Consider the following 13182-nt stretch of genomic DNA (forward strand, 5'->3'; position numbering starts at 1 on the left):
GTGAGCCATAAGCACAAGGATCTGGACGTCTACCACGGGCACCGCATTGTCAACGGGGAGCAGCTGCGCTCGCAGTTCGAGCCGGACCCGGATGAGACCGGGCACCGTGGCCACTTGCGCCGGCGGATCCTGCACGGCGTCATGCTGACTCTCCTCGTGGCGATCGTCGTGCTCGGAGCGGGCGGGGCGTGGGCCGTCCTGACCGGCCGGCTCGTGATTCCGCAGCCCCAGGCCTCCGCGGCTCAGACGCTCGGCTGCCCGTCTGCGACGTTCGACTATTCGCCGCCCGAGTCCGTGCACGTCAACGTCTTCAACGCGGCCGGCAAGGAGGGTCTCGCGAAGACCATCGGCGACCAGCTCGCGCAGCGGAAGTTCGCCGTCGGCACCGTTGACAACGAGAAGGCGGCGGGATCGCCCACGGCGGTCATCGTCGCCGGACCCGCCGGGGAGAGCGCGGCCTTCACGGTCCAGCGCCACGTCCCCGGGAGCGTCTTCCGGCTCGACGGCCGCGGCGACACGACCGTGGACCTCATCCTTCTGCCCTCGTTCAAGGAGCTCAAGGATCCGGGGGTCATCGACCAGACTCCGGGCACTCTCCTCTGCGAGGGCGCGACACCGAGTCCGCTCGTGCCGGTGACCCCGCCGCAGTAGCGCCGCCGCCCCGCGTCAGCTCCGGACCGGACGCCCGATCTCGTCGAAGCGCGCACCGACCCCGCGCTGAATGAAGCGCACGGTCGCCTCGGTGTGATCGGCCGGCGTGGCCGGGTCGGAGTCCTGGGCGCCCTCCTTGCGGCCGCGGTCGGCGCTCGCGGCGAGCGAGCCCAGGACGAGCTGGGCGAGCTCCTCGAGGTCGGCGCGTGGGATGTACCCCTCGTCCATGCAGGTCCTGAGGATGTCGCGCAGCACCGCGTTGAGCTCGCCGACATGGTCGCCGAGCTTCGCGAACGACGACGGCGAGAGCACCGCGCGCATCGCCGGTCCCGGCGGGAGGTGGCGGCGGGAGAGGTCCTCGACCTGAGCGCGCACGTAGACGGCCAGCCGGTCCACGGGGTTGGTGAGCGCGGCGAGCTCCTCCTTGAGCTCGATGAGGAAGCGGCCCGTCTCGTCGAGTGCGTAGCCGATGAGGAGCTCCTCGAGGTCGGCGTAGTAGTTGTAGACGGCTGTGCGCCCGATTCCCGCCTGACGCGCGACGTCGGTCATCGTGAGCCCGGGAAGGCCGCGGGTGAACAGGAGCTCGCCGAACGCGTCGAGGATGCGGCGTTGCGTGAGGGCACGTTGGGCGGCGTTCGACTCGGCCTGAATGCGGGGCATGCCCACATTTTAGGTCAAAGTGTCACCAAAGAGTGTCAGCCACCCGCTTCGGGTCTCGGGTAGCTGTACCCGAGACGGCCTCGGGGCGGGGTTAGGCGGTTCGGCGGGCCTTCAGGATGGCGTCGGTCAGGATCGCCTTCTGGCCGTCCGGGCCCGTGGCCTCGCGGCCCTCGGACGTGCGGGCCTCGACCGTCCACTGGTCTTCGGGGAGGCCGAGCGCCAGCGCGAGCTCGTTGGCCGTGGGCGGCTGCGCGCGCTCGCCTTCATGCGCGTGTTGCGCCCACGGCGGGAAGTCCGCGTGCCCCACCACGAGCAGCAGCCCGCCGGGCGCCACGGCCCGCGCGGCCGTCAGGAGCACGCGCTCGCGCGGGAACTCGAGCGGCGAGTGCAGGAATTGCGCGGACACGAGATCGTACTCGGCGTCCGGCTGCCACTCCGCGAGGTCGCGGTGAAGCCACACGGTCCGATCCTCGAGGCCCGCCTCCTGCGCGTGGCGCGCGGCCCGCTCGAGGGCGACACCGGAGATGTCCACGCCCGTGACCGTCCAGCCCCGCTGCGCGAGCCACAGGGCGTCGGCGCCCTCGCCGCATCCGAGGTCGAGCGCTCGCCCGGGCGCGACCGTCTCGATTTCGCTCACGAGGGCAGGGTTCGGTTTGCCGCTCCACACCTGCTCGCGCTCGCCGTACAGCTCGTCCCAGAACTCCGACGCCGGCCGCGTCTCATCGCTGTGCATGGTCAACACCTATCGGCGGTGGACGCCTGGGCGCAAGGCCGAGCGGGCCAAGAGGCTGGCTAGCCCGCAATCTCGACGTAGACAGGCCGGCCCCGCAGCCGCCGCGCGAGCCCGCCCCGGCGCACCATGCGCGGGCGGTACCGGTGGCCGAAGGGGTCGACGACGACCGAAGCCTCGGGCGCGCGGACCACCCGGCGGTCCACGGCGTCGAGGCCGGGTGCCCGCAACGTCTGGCCTCCGGCGATGACGAGCCATTGCTGCTCGTCGCCCGGCTCCTCGAGCGCGAGCTCCTCGAAGAGGGAGTCGAGGAACGCGCCCATCGTGTCCGGGTAGACGCGCAGGATGCGGTGCAGTTCGGGATGCCGATGCTGGTCGCGCACGAACTGCCCCCGCAAGGAGTGGAACTCGATCGGGCCGAAGGGCCGGCTGAGCCGGAGGTTTCCAGCCGGATCGGTTTCGAGGTGGAAGTACTGCCCGTCCCTGTCCACGACGCAGCGGGTCGACTCGGGCCGCTGGCCCGACCCAACGAGCGCCCCGACGTCGCGATAGCGCCGGAATACCCCGGCGTCGTCGAGGACGACGAGGGGAACTGTGCTCGAGATGATGTTCATGGCTGTCCTCCCGGGACCCGCCCGCGGGGCGCGAGTGGTCGCAGAACCATGACAACACCGGCGCGACGCCGCGAACGGGCCCTTGACGGAATCCCAACGCCCCGCCGTCGTCCTTTGACGCGCCCTTTGCGCGCGGCACCCGGCGCCGCGCGCCCGCCCCGCGCGCCCGCCCCGCGCGCCCCCGTGCATCACTGCTCGGCCCCTTCCGCGCGCGGACGCCGCTACGTACGCTCGGGAGCACAAGGAGGTGATCCGCCATGAACGCAGTACAGGGCGATCGGATCGTCATCCGAGGCCGAACCGTGGAGTCCCACGATCGGCACGGTGAGATCATCGAGGTTCGCGGAGACAACGGCGAGCCGCCCTATCTGGTCCGGTTCGACGATGGCCACGAGTCCGTCGTCTTCCCCGGCGGCGACTTCGTCGTGGAGAAGGCGAGCACCTGACGGTGCGCGCGCTCGGGGACCTCATGGAGGTCCTGCGCCGGCCCGGTCCCTGGTGCATGGTCCACGCGGAAGTGAGCACGGGAAGCGTTGCGACCCTCGGGCGCGCAGACACCCTCGGCCAGGTGATCGCGCGCGCCCTCTCGAGGGCCGGGGCCGCCGATCCGGACGCCCGGGCCGCGGAGGGCGTCGACTGGACAGCGGAGGGGGCTGCGAGCCCGGCGTCGCGCTTCGTGCTGATCCACGGTGGCCAGGTCGCCGTCAATGAGGTGCTGCCCGGCGCGCCCACCCAGCCGTTCGTTGAGATCGCGCCCATTCCGGACCTGCTCCCGCTCGCAGCGGTTCGCGGCTCCGACGTCGACTATCTCGTGGTGGAGGCCGAGCGCGCGGACGCTGAAATCAGTCGGCACCGCGCGTCGGCGGCGCGGTCGGCCGTCCGCCACGAGGTCCACGGGATCACCGAGAACATCACGAAGGTGCCGCTCGGCGGCTATTCGCAGGGGAAGTACCAGCACCGCACGGAGGAGATCTGGCGCCGCAACGGGGCGGACGTCGCCGCCGAGGTCAATCGCCTCGTCGACGACGGCGGCGTCCAGCTCGTGGTGCTCGCGGGCGACGAGCGGGCCCGCACGAAGGTCCGCGGCGCGCTGAGCGAGCGCGCCCTCCGGCTCACGCTCACGATCGACATGAACTCGCTCGCGCCCGGCGGGGGCCGCGCCCGCTTCGAGGAGGAGGTGAGCGCCGTCGTCGCCGGCGTTGCGGCGCGCCGGCAGCGCGAGACGCTCGAGCGGCTCGTCGCCGGGCTCGGCAGCCAGGCCGCGGGCGACTGGTCCGAGACGTTCCGCGCGCTCCAGGAGGGCCGGGTCGACACGCTGCTGCTCTGCCCCTCCGCGGCGGAGGGGAAGCGGCTCGTGGCCCTTGGCACCGAGCCATGGCTTGCGGAGACGGAGGACGGCGCGATCGGCGCCCCCGTGCTCGGCCTCGCCGGCACCGCGGCGACGCTCCTGCGGGCCGCCGTGCTCACCCGCGCGGAGACCGTGCTGTACCCGGCGGGGATGCTCGACGGCGATGTCGCCGCGGCGCTCCTGCGCTGGTAACGCTCGTCGTCGAGGGCCCAGCCCGCGCCATGTGGTCGGTGATCCCCGGCGTGATGACTATCTTGTAAACATCGTGACACATCTGATTTTTCCCCTTTCACATGTTGGTTAAATCCGGATAGGTTGAGCGTGCCTCACCTGTCCGCCCCGCTGATGCTGGGCGGATTTCTAACCATCGCTTGAAGAATGGGGACCAAGCTATGTTGAAGAAGGCATTCGCCATACTGACTTTGTCCGTTGCGGCCTTAGTCGCGGTACAGCCCGTCGCCGCGAGCGCCGCGGGACCGCTGCCAGCGGCCGGTCCACTGCCCGCTGTCGGATCCGGGCCAGCCGCGAACCGCGCGCAGGACGATGACCAAGGGCAGGACGAGGGGTCCGGCCAGGGCGATCAAGGGCAGGGCTCCGGCCAAGGCGACGACCAGGGCCAGGACGAGGGCGGCGGGCACGGCGGCTACGTGCCCCGCGGCAGCATCGCGATCACGGGTCTGCCCATCCCGGGCGGAACGATCACCATCATCTTCGCGCCCGGTTCATTCCGCCCGGGCGAACGCGTGACGATCATCCTTGGCGGTCCCAACGGCCGGCGCATCACGCTCGGCGCCGTCGGGGCCGAGGCGCCGACCTTCGGCAAGGCGGCGTCGGCCGACGGATCGCTTAACGTCGCGATGACCCTGCCCCATGATGCCGCGGGAACGCAGACGGTCACCGCGACGGGGGCCACCTCCGGCAACGTCGGCACGGCCGCAACGACCGTGGTGCCTCAGGACGCGGCGCCGAACCCGGCGCGGGTGAGCCTCGCCGCCGCGGACACCACGCTCCCGCTGCCGTTGATCTGGGGCGGGGCCGGGGCGCTCTTCCTCGGGATCGCGTTCGTGGCGATGCGTGCCTTCGTCCGGAGGCAGCGGCCGAGCGCCTGACGCCGCGACCCTCATCGCCCGCTATCCGGATTCCGACCAGGTTCGAAAGGCCGTCGTCGGCGTGTCGGGGGTGACACGCCGATGACCGGCCCAGCTACGAGTCAATCCCGGTCGGAAACCGGAGCATCCGAGCGACTTCGGCGACGAAAGCCTCGGGCCGATGCACCACCTCGGCATAGCCGTAGCGAAAGACCGGGTGCCCGCGGAGCTGAGCAGCCCTGTCCCGGCGCCGGTCCTTGTCCCGCTGCCCCCGCTCCTCGTGGCTCTTTCCGTCGAGTTCGAGGATCAGCCATCCCTCGACGAGCTGATCGACCCAACCGACGCCGTCGATCTCGACCTGAGCCTCGACGTGAAAGCCCGCTCGCCGAAGGTGGGTCCTCGCGAGCGTCTCGATGGGCGATTCCGCACCCGTGTCGACGAGGTCCAGGACGGCGCGGGCCGGCGCGTTCCGATTGCCTGGCAGGCGCTCGCGAAGGAAGTCGAGGGAGAGGCCGCGATGCATGGCGGACTCCGCTACGAGGAGCGCCTCCAACTCGGGCAGACAGCGGAGCGCGTGCAGCACCACATCGGCGAGCCCGGCGACCGGCGCGTGCTCATCAGGCGGCACCCAGCTGTCGCGGTGGATGATCGCGTTCGGCGCGTCCGCCCCCGTCTGCCGCAAGAGGTGGAACTGGTTCGGCCTCTGGCCCGGCGGCGGGAGCGTCCACAGGCCGTAGAAGCTCGCGGCCGAGGCGCAGGTTAACAGCGACCGAGTCCGCCGGGCCGCGACGAACGCCCGGTCGGCGTCCGGGAGCGCATAGAGCCCCTTGCGAACGCGGACAAGTTCCCCGCGTACGACGGCGGCGCGCACCTCACGCTCCGAGACTCCCCTTTGGAGGAGGTCGCGCAGGCGGCAGACTCCGTGGAACATGCGCATGACGTGGCCCAACCGGCCGGAATCCCCCATGGGTCCATCCTCGGGCCCGGCCAACCGGCCCCGCAGCCGGCCTCGGGCCTCTGTGGACAACTCGGCCCACGGATTCCGACCGGCTTCAAACGTCAACAAGCCGTGTCGGGCCGCAACGCGCCGAGGTGATGCCGTCGGAGGCCGTCAATCCCGGTCGGAATCAGGGGGCGGGCTCGGTCAGCAGCCCTCGGGGCCGCACGCCTCGCCGTTGAGTTCCTCGGAGCCCACCATCACCAAAGGGTTCGACTCGCGCCACGCGGTGTCGAGGGCCTGCGCGAACAGCTCGGTGGGCTGCGCGCCGGAGACGCCGTACTTGTTGTCGAGCACGAAGAACGGCACGCCCTGGATGCCGAGCGACTGCGCCTCACGGATATCCGCGTGGACGGCGTCACGGTACGTCCCGGCGTCGAGAGCTTCGGTGATGTCCGCCTCGGCGAGCCCAGCTGCGACGCCCACCTCGACAAGAACCTCCCGGCTTCCGATGTCTTGGCCCTTCTCGAAGTGAGCCGAGAGCAGCGCCTCTTTGACGCCGTCGGCCGTGTTCTTGGGACCCGCGCCGGTCCCGGCGCCCGCCGCGTCCACAGCCTTGGCGAGGTGGATGAGCTCGTGTCCCGCGAAGGAATTGGCGACGACGACCTTGCCGAAGTCATAGGCGAGGCCCTCGCGCGCGGCCACCTGGGCGACGTGCCCGAACATCTGCTCGACGCGGGCCGGCTGCAGGCCCTTGCGCTGGCTCAGGTACTCGAGCTCGGTGCCGTCGTAGTGCTCGGGGAGGCTCGGGTCGAGCTGGAAGCTGTGCCACGTGACCGTCACCTGGTCCTTGTGCGGGAACTCCGCAAGGGCCTTCTCGAAGCGGCGCTTCCCGATGAAGCACCACGGGCAGGCGATATCGGACCAGATGTCAACGTTCATGAAACCTTCAAGTTCTCGGCGCGAGGGGATATTCCCCGAGCATGAGTCTGTTGTTGGGGCCGGCTTGGGGACAGACTGACACCGTGACTTTCGAACTCACGGAGGACCAGCGCGCCCTCGTCGACACCGTCCACGACTTCGCCACCGAGAGGCTCGCGCCCCACGCCCTCGAATGGGACGCGCAGAAGCATTTCCCCGTCGACGTGCTCCGGGAGGCGGGCGAGCTCGGGCTCGGCGGCATCTACGTGGGGGAGGAACACGGCGGGGCCGGGCTCCTGCGGGCGGACGCGGTGCTCATCTTCGAGGAGTTGGCGAAGGCCGATCCGACCATCGCGGCGTACATCTCGATCCACAACATGATCGTGTGGATGGTAGACCAGTTCGGCTCCGACGCCCAGCGCGCCGAGTGGGTCCCGCAGCTCGTCTCGATGGAGGGCCTGGGCAGCTATTGCCTCACGGAGCCGGGCGCGGGATCGGACGCGGCGGCGCTCACGTCGAAGGCCACGCGCGATGGCGACGACTACGTGCTCAACGGCGTCAAGCAATTCATCTCCGGGGCGGGGACCTCAGCCCTGTACATCGTCATGGCCCGCACGGCAGACACGGGCCATCGCGGCATCACGGCCTTCCTCGTGCCTGCGGGATCGCCGGGCCTCTCCTTCGGCCTCAACGAAAAGAAGATGGGCTGGAACGCCCAGCCCACGAGTCAGGTGGTCTTCAAGAACGTGCGCGTCCCCGCCTCGAATCGGCTCGGCGAGGAGGGCGCGGGGTTCGGCATCGCGATGAAGGGGCTCAACGGCGGGCGCGTCAACATGGGGGCGTGCTCGCTCGGCGGTGGCCAGGCCGCGCTGGAGAAGACGGTCGCCTACCTCAAGACGCGCACGGCGTTCGGCGGGCGGCTTGCCGACAAGGAGGCGCTCGTGTTCGAGCTCGCCGACATGGAGATGAAGCTCGAGGCCGCCCGCAGCCTGCTCATGCGCGCAGCCGACGCCCTCGACCGGAACGACCCAGACACCGTGCGGCTGTGCGCAATGGCCAAGCGTGTAGCCACGGACGCGGGGTTCGAGGTGGCGAACCAGGCGATCCAGCTTCACGGCGGCTATGGCTATCTGCACGAGTACGGGGTCGAGAAGATCGCTCGCGACCTCCGGGTCCACCAGATCCTCGAGGGGACGAATGAGATCATGCGGCTCATCGTGGGGCGAATGCTCGTAGGGGACTAGGGCACGGGGGACGTCGAGGGGCCGGACCGCGCAGCACCACTACGCGGTCCGACCCCTCAACTTTGTTCCCGATCGCCGGCCCCCGACCTTCGGGGTGCGTGTTGCGATTCCGCTGCCGGCGTCGGGAAGTTTGCCCCGACTACGCCGCTGACACCGTCCGTGCGGGCTCGGGCAGTCCGGCCTCGTACTCGTCCTCCTTGCCGGCGTCTTCGCACAGGTACCGCGCGTAGGCCGGGAGGGTCAGGAAGGTCGGGAACTCGGGCGCGAGGGCGACTTCCTCGAAGATCTCGTGAGCGTCCTGGAAGCGGTCGCCGTCGAAGCGCTCGAGCTTCGCGAACTCCTCCTCGAAGAGCTCCTTGACCCATTCGCGCGTGATCACTTCGCCTTCGTCCGTGATGGCGTGCGAGTAGATCCACTGCCAGATCTGCGAACGGGAGATCTCCGCGGTTGCGGCGTCCTCCATGAGGTTGTGGATCGCGACGGCGCCACTGCCACGGAGCCACGCCTCGATGTACCGGACGCCCACCTCGATGTTGTTGCGGATGCCGGCCTCCGTGATCGTCCCCGTGCACGAGGCCACGTCGATGAGCGCGCGGTCCTCCGGGGTCACGTCCTCGCGGAGGCGGTCGAGCTGGTTCGGCCGGTCGCCGAGCACCGAGTCGAACACCTCGCGGGCCACTGGAACGAGGTCGGGGTGGGCCACCCACGAGCCGTCGAAGCCGTCAGTGGCCTCGCGCGTCTTGTCGGCGCGGACCTTCTCGAACGCGATCGCGTTGGCCTCCGGGTCCTTCCGGTTCGGCACGAACGCGGCCATTCCGCCGATCGCCATCGCGCCGCGGCGGTGGCATGCGCGGACCAGCTGCTCGGTGTACGCGCGCATGAACGGCTGCGTCATGGTCACCTGGCCGCGGTCGGGGAGCACGAAGCGCGGGCCGCGGGTGCGGAAGTTCTTGATGATCGAGAAGATGTAGTCCCAGCGGCCCGCGTTGAGCCCGGCGGCGTGGTCGCGGAGCTCGTACAGGATCTCTTCCATCTCGAACGCGGCCGTGATGGTCTCGATGAGCACGGTGGCGCGGATGGTGCCCTGCGGGATGCCGAGCAGATCCTGCGCGAGCACGAACACGTCGTTCCAGAGGCGCGCCTCGAGCCGGTTCTCGATCTTCGGGAGGTAGAAGTACGGGCCCTTGCCGTCCGCGATGAGCCGCTTCGCGTTGTGGTAGAAGAAGAGGCCGAAGTCCACGATCCCGCCCGCGATCGGCTTGCCGTCGACGAGCATGTTCTTCTCGGGCAGGTGCCACGCACGCGGTCGGACCACGATCGTCGGGCGCTCCTCGGCGGGGCGGAGGCGGTACTCCTTGCCCTCGGGGGAGACGAAGTCGATCCGGTCCGTGAGCGCGTCGATGAGGTTGATCTGCCCCTGGATCACGTTGCGCCACGACGGCGTGAGCGAGTCCTCGAGGTCGGCAAGCCAGATCTTGGCCCCCGAGTTGAGCGCGTTGATGGTCATCTTGCGCTCCACGGGGCCCGTGATCTCGACGCGACGGTCCTCGAGCCCGGGGGCGGGCGGGGCCACGCGCCACGTCGGGTCGTTGCGGATCTCCGCGGTTTCGGGCAGGAACCGGGGGTCCTGGCCCTTGCGGATCGCGGCGCGGCGCTCGTGCCGGGCCTCGAGCAGTTCCTGCCGACGGCTGGCCGTGGCGCGGTGGAGTTTCGCCACGAACTCGAGCGCACCCGAGGTCGCGATCTCATGCTGACGGGCCAGCGGCTGGGCGGTGAGGGTGATGCCGTTGATGGTCACATCATCAGGGCGGGGGAAGGTGTTCATGGAAGGTCTCCTGAAGTGCGTGAAGTACGACGGCGGGAGGCGAGGCGGGCAGAACAGCTCGCCGCCCGCCGTCGTCCGTTCGATCAGTGGAACTGGCCCTCTTCGGTGGATCCCACCAGGGCAAGGGTGCTGGCGTTCGGGTTCAGCGCCGTGGAGACCAGGTCGAAGTAGCCGGTGCCCACTTCGCGCTGGTGCTTGGTCGCGGTGTAGCCGCGGTCCTCGGAGGCGAATTCGCGCTCCTGGAGCTCGACGTACGCGCTCATGCCGTTGCGGGCGTAGCCGTGGGCGAGGTCGAACATCGAGTAGTTGAGGGCGTGGAAGCCCGCGAGGGTGATGAACTGGAACTTGAAGCCCATGGCGCCGAGCTCGCGCTGGAACTTGGCAATCGTGGCGTCGTCGAGGTGCTTCTTCCAGTTGAACGAGGGCGAGCAGTTGTACGCGAGCATCTGGTCCGGGAACTCGGCCTTGACGGCTTCGGCGAACTTGCGGGCGAGCTCGAGGTCCGGGGTACCGGTCTCCATCCAGATGAGGTCCGAGTACGGGGCGTACGCCTTGGCGCGGGCGATGCAGGGCTCGACGCCGTTGCGCACCTTGTAGAAGCCCTCCGGCGTGCGCACGGGCTTGCCGTCTTCTCGGAGGATGAACTCCTGGTCCCGCTCGTCGACGTCGCTCGTGATGAGCGTCGCCGCCTCGGCGTCCGTGCGCGCGATGATGACGCTCGGCACGCCGGCGACGTCGGCCGCGAGCCGGGCAGCGTTGAGGGTGCGGATGTGCTGCTGCGTCGGGATGAGCACCTTGCCGCCGAGGTGGCCGCACTTCTTCTCGCTCGCGAGCTGGTCCTCCCAGTGAACGCCCGCGGCGCCCGACTGGATCATGGACTTCATGAGCTCGTACGCGTTGAGCGGGCCGCCGAAGCCCGCCTCGGCGTCCGCGACGATCGGCACGAGCCAGTCCTCGACGCTCTGCTTGCCCTCGGAGAACTCGATCTGGTCCGCGCGGAGCAGCGCGTTGTTGATCCGGCGCACGACGGCGGGCACCGAGTTGGCGGGGTAGAGGGACTGGTCGGGGTAGGTGTGCCCCGAGAGGTTCGCGTCCGCGGCGACCTGCCAGCCTGAGAGGTAGATGGCCTTGAGGCCGGCCTTGACCTGCTGGACCGCCTGGTTGCCGGTGAGGGCGCCGAGGGCGTTGATGTAGCCGGCGCCGTCGGCGCGGCCTTCGGTCACGGACTTCCACAGCTTCTCCGCGCCGCGGCGGGCCAGAGTGTGCTCCTCGGAGACGCGGCCCCGGAGCTTGACGACATCCTCCGCCGTGTAGTCGCGCGTGACGCCGTCCCAGCGGGGGTTCGCGGCCCACTCGAGCGTGAGGGCCTCGGCCTGCTGTTGGGGGGTCTGGGGCTGCTCGGGCTGCGCGGTCATCGCTGTCTCCTTCGACTGATCACTGACGTGAATTCACTGACCTGAATTCCTCGTGACATCAACTTTTCCGGGTCTGCAACCCCTCGACCAGAGAAAAGTGCTGGAAAGAAACGCAGATCTTCACGTATTCTCAAGAAATGTCGCGCACGAGCCCCGCCACGGCCCCCACCACGTCCTGGAGCCGCCCCACGCCGTCGTCCGCTGCCCGGAAGGGCGTCGAGACCGTCCCAGGTGCCGGCGTCGATGTCATCAGCCTCGGCCGCCGCGTCCGCCACCTGCGCAAGGCCGCGGGCCTCACGCTCGACGAGCTCGGCACCGCGGTCGGCGCGGCCGCGAGCCAGCTGAGCCTCATCGAGAACGGCAAGCGCGAGCCGAAGCTCGGGCTCCTCCAGCAGCTCGCGAGCGCCCTCGGCGTCGGCGTGGACGCCCTGCTCGGCGCGGAGCCGCCGAGCCGTCGCGCCGCGCTCGAGATTGAGCTAGAGCGGTATCAGCGCAGCCCGCTCTACGAGTCCCTCAACCTGCCCAAGATCCGCATCAGCTCACGGACGCCGGTCGACGTTCTCGAGTCCCAGCTCGGCCTGCTGCGGGAGCTCGAGCGCAAGCTCAACGAGCAGGTTGCGACGCCAGAGGAGGCGCGCCGCGCGAATGGCGAGCTGCGGCTCATGATGCGCGAGCGTGGAAACTATTTCCCCGAGTACGAGGCCGAGGCGCAGAAGGTGCTCAAGGCCGTCGGCTATGCGGGCGGTCCGCTCAGCCAGCACCTCATCTCCGACATCGCGACGCACCTCGGCTTCACCCTGCAGCACGTGGGCGATCTGCCCCATTCGACGCGGTCGGTGACCGATCTGAAGAATCGCCGGATTTATCTCACGCACAACCAGCGCTCCGACCACGACCCCCGTTCCGTGCTCCTCCAGGCCCTGGGCCACTACGTTTTGGGCCACGAGACGCCGAGCAGCTACGGCGACTTCCTCGCCCAGCGCGTGGCCACGAACTATTTCGCCGCGGCCCTCCTCCTCCCCGAGCACACGACCGTCGAGTTCCTCCAACAGGCCAAGGCCCGCAAGGAGATATCCGTCGAGGACCTCCGGGATTCCTTCGCCGTGAGCTACGAGACCGCCGCGCATCGATTTACGAACCTCGCGACGCAGCACCTCGGCATCACGACGCACTTCCAGAAGACGCATCAGAGCGGCATCATCTACAAGGCCTACGAGAACGACGGCGTGAACTTCCCCATGGACCACACCGGCGCCATCGAGGGGCAGCCCGCGTGCAAGGCATGGACGAGCCGCGTGGTGTTCGGCGTGCCGGACAAGTTCAGCTCGTACAGCCAATACACCGACACGGTCAACGGCACGTTCTGGTGCACCGCGCGGACCGAGCGCAGCGCGAGCGGCGAGTTCTCCCTGAGCGTCGGGGTGCCCTACCAGCACGTCAAATGGTTCCGCGGGCGAGAGACGACGGCGCGTGCCACCTCGCGCTGCCCCGACCCCTCGTGCTGCCGCCGGCCGCCCGGCGAGCTGAGCGAGCACTGGGCAGGCAGCGCGTGGCCCTCCGCGCGCGCCCACTCCCATCTCCTGGCGGCCATGCCGCCGGGCGCCTTTCCGGGCGTTGACGAGACCGAGGTCTACGCGTTCCTCGAGGCCCACTCGGGCGCCTGACCCCCCGGTCCCCGGCGGTTGCGGGGTCTCTGGCGCCCCGTTGTGGGGTCTTTGTCCTGACATCGACCCCGCAACGTGGGGGACG

General features: G+C 69.7%; 13 protein-coding genes. 6 read left to right on the forward strand and 7 right to left on the reverse strand.

From position 1 onward, the window contains the following. A complete protein-coding gene (locus ACOKR1_RS03130) occupies positions 1–651 on the forward strand; it encodes a LytR C-terminal domain-containing protein (RefSeq protein WP_422935313.1) in 651 nt (216 codons plus the stop codon). 15 nt (positions 652–666) lie between these two features. On the opposite strand, the gene ACOKR1_RS03135 is transcribed toward ACOKR1_RS03130, so the two are convergent. The 3 genes from ACOKR1_RS03135 to ACOKR1_RS03145 form a co-directional block, all read right to left on the reverse strand. Further along, the gene (locus tag ACOKR1_RS03135; RefSeq protein ID WP_422935314.1) at positions 667–1311 is read right to left on the reverse strand and encodes a TetR/AcrR family transcriptional regulator; all 645 of its coding nucleotides are present in this window, start codon (positions 1309–1311) and stop codon (positions 667–669) included. A gap of 91 nt (positions 1312–1402) precedes the next feature. Next, on the reverse strand, positions 1403–2044 hold the full coding sequence (locus ACOKR1_RS03140; RefSeq protein WP_422935315.1) for an SAM-dependent methyltransferase: 642 nt from the start codon (positions 2042–2044) through the stop codon (positions 1403–1405). Positions 2045–2103: 59 nt separating this feature from the next. Beyond that, entirely contained in the window at positions 2104–2655 is a 552-nt protein-coding gene (locus ACOKR1_RS03145; protein WP_422935316.1) for a hypothetical protein, read from the reverse strand. Positions 2656–2912: 257 nt separating this feature from the next. Here ACOKR1_RS03145 and ACOKR1_RS03150 point away from each other — a divergent pair, with 257 nt between their 5' ends. From ACOKR1_RS03150 to ACOKR1_RS03160, 3 genes are all read left to right on the forward strand, one after another. Further along, on the forward strand, positions 2913–3101 hold the full coding sequence (locus tag ACOKR1_RS03150; RefSeq protein WP_415856142.1) for a DUF1918 domain-containing protein: 189 nt from the start codon (positions 2913–2915) through the stop codon (positions 3099–3101). 2 nt (positions 3102–3103) lie between these two features. Beyond that, entirely contained in the window at positions 3104–4195 is a 1092-nt protein-coding gene (locus tag ACOKR1_RS03155) for a Vms1/Ankzf1 family peptidyl-tRNA hydrolase (protein WP_422935317.1), read from the forward strand. A gap of 200 nt (positions 4196–4395) precedes the next feature. Next, positions 4396–5112, forward strand: a complete 717-nt coding sequence (locus ACOKR1_RS03160; RefSeq protein ID WP_422935318.1) for a hypothetical protein — start codon at positions 4396–4398, stop codon at positions 5110–5112. Between the two features lie 94 nt (positions 5113–5206). On the opposite strand, the gene ACOKR1_RS03165 is transcribed toward ACOKR1_RS03160, so the two are convergent. Together ACOKR1_RS03165 and ACOKR1_RS03170 are read right to left on the reverse strand one after the other, a co-directional pair. After that, entirely contained in the window at positions 5207–6058 is an 852-nt protein-coding gene (locus ACOKR1_RS03165; RefSeq protein ID WP_422935319.1) for a type IV toxin-antitoxin system AbiEi family antitoxin domain-containing protein, read from the reverse strand. 177 nt (positions 6059–6235) lie between these two features. Then, positions 6236–6970 (reverse strand): DsbA family oxidoreductase, encoded by a 735-nt coding sequence (locus tag ACOKR1_RS03170; protein ID WP_422935320.1) that lies wholly within the window; start codon positions 6968–6970, stop codon positions 6236–6238. Between the two features lie 41 nt (positions 6971–7011). Between ACOKR1_RS03170 and ACOKR1_RS03175 the strand changes: the two genes are divergently transcribed. Next, the gene (locus ACOKR1_RS03175) at positions 7012–8193 is read left to right on the forward strand and encodes an acyl-CoA dehydrogenase family protein (protein ID WP_422935321.1); all 1182 of its coding nucleotides are present in this window, start codon (positions 7012–7014) and stop codon (positions 8191–8193) included. 139 nt (positions 8194–8332) lie between these two features. On the opposite strand, the gene aceB is transcribed toward ACOKR1_RS03175, so the two are convergent. Together aceB and aceA are read right to left on the reverse strand one after the other, a co-directional pair. Beyond that, the gene (aceB, locus tag ACOKR1_RS03180; RefSeq protein ID WP_422935322.1) at positions 8333–10018 is read right to left on the reverse strand and encodes a malate synthase A; all 1686 of its coding nucleotides are present in this window, start codon (positions 10016–10018) and stop codon (positions 8333–8335) included. 83 nt (positions 10019–10101) lie between these two features. Then, positions 10102–11433, reverse strand: coding sequence for an isocitrate lyase (gene aceA, locus ACOKR1_RS03185; protein WP_422935323.1), 1332 nt, complete (start codon positions 11431–11433; stop codon positions 10102–10104). Positions 11434–11570: 137 nt separating this feature from the next. Here aceA and ACOKR1_RS03190 point away from each other — a divergent pair, with 137 nt between their 5' ends. Further along, positions 11571–13097, forward strand: coding sequence for a helix-turn-helix domain-containing protein (locus tag ACOKR1_RS03190; protein ID WP_422935324.1), 1527 nt, complete (start codon positions 11571–11573; stop codon positions 13095–13097). The last annotated feature ends 85 nt before the right edge of the window (positions 13098–13182 follow it).

This window comes from Sinomonas sp. P47F7 (genome assembly GCF_049332655.1).
GTDB lineage: Bacteria > Actinomycetota > Actinomycetes > Actinomycetales > Micrococcaceae > Sinomonas.

What these genes read in the sequence shown, in the direction of transcription:
- ACOKR1_RS03135 (WP_422935314.1), bottom strand. Translation starts at nt 1,311, where the DNA reads ATGCCCCGCATTCAGGCCGAGTCGAACGCCGCCCAACGTGCCCTCACG.
- ACOKR1_RS03190 (WP_422935324.1), top strand. Translation starts at nt 11,571, where the DNA reads ATGTCGCGCACGAGCCCCGCCACGGCCCCCACCACGTCCTGGAGCCGC.
- ACOKR1_RS03150 (WP_415856142.1), top strand. Translation starts at nt 2,913, where the DNA reads ATGAACGCAGTACAGGGCGATCGGATCGTCATCCGAGGCCGAACCGTG.
- ACOKR1_RS03170 (WP_422935320.1), bottom strand. Translation starts at nt 6,970, where the DNA reads ATGAACGTTGACATCTGGTCCGATATCGCCTGCCCGTGGTGCTTCATC.
- ACOKR1_RS03140 (WP_422935315.1), bottom strand. Translation starts at nt 2,044, where the DNA reads ATGCACAGCGATGAGACGCGGCCGGCGTCGGAGTTCTGGGACGAGCTG.
- ACOKR1_RS03165 (WP_422935319.1), bottom strand. Translation starts at nt 6,058, where the DNA reads ATGGGGGATTCCGGCCGGTTGGGCCACGTCATGCGCATGTTCCACGGA.
- ACOKR1_RS03145 (WP_422935316.1), bottom strand. Translation starts at nt 2,655, where the DNA reads ATGAACATCATCTCGAGCACAGTTCCCCTCGTCGTCCTCGACGACGCC.
- aceB (WP_422935322.1), bottom strand. Translation starts at nt 10,018, where the DNA reads ATGAACACCTTCCCCCGCCCTGATGATGTGACCATCAACGGCATCACC.
- ACOKR1_RS03175 (WP_422935321.1), top strand. Translation starts at nt 7,012, where the DNA reads ATGAGTCTGTTGTTGGGGCCGGCTTGGGGACAGACTGACACCGTGACT.
- ACOKR1_RS03160 (WP_422935318.1), top strand. Translation starts at nt 4,396, where the DNA reads ATGTTGAAGAAGGCATTCGCCATACTGACTTTGTCCGTTGCGGCCTTA.
- aceA (WP_422935323.1), bottom strand. Translation starts at nt 11,433, where the DNA reads ATGACCGCGCAGCCCGAGCAGCCCCAGACCCCCCAACAGCAGGCCGAG.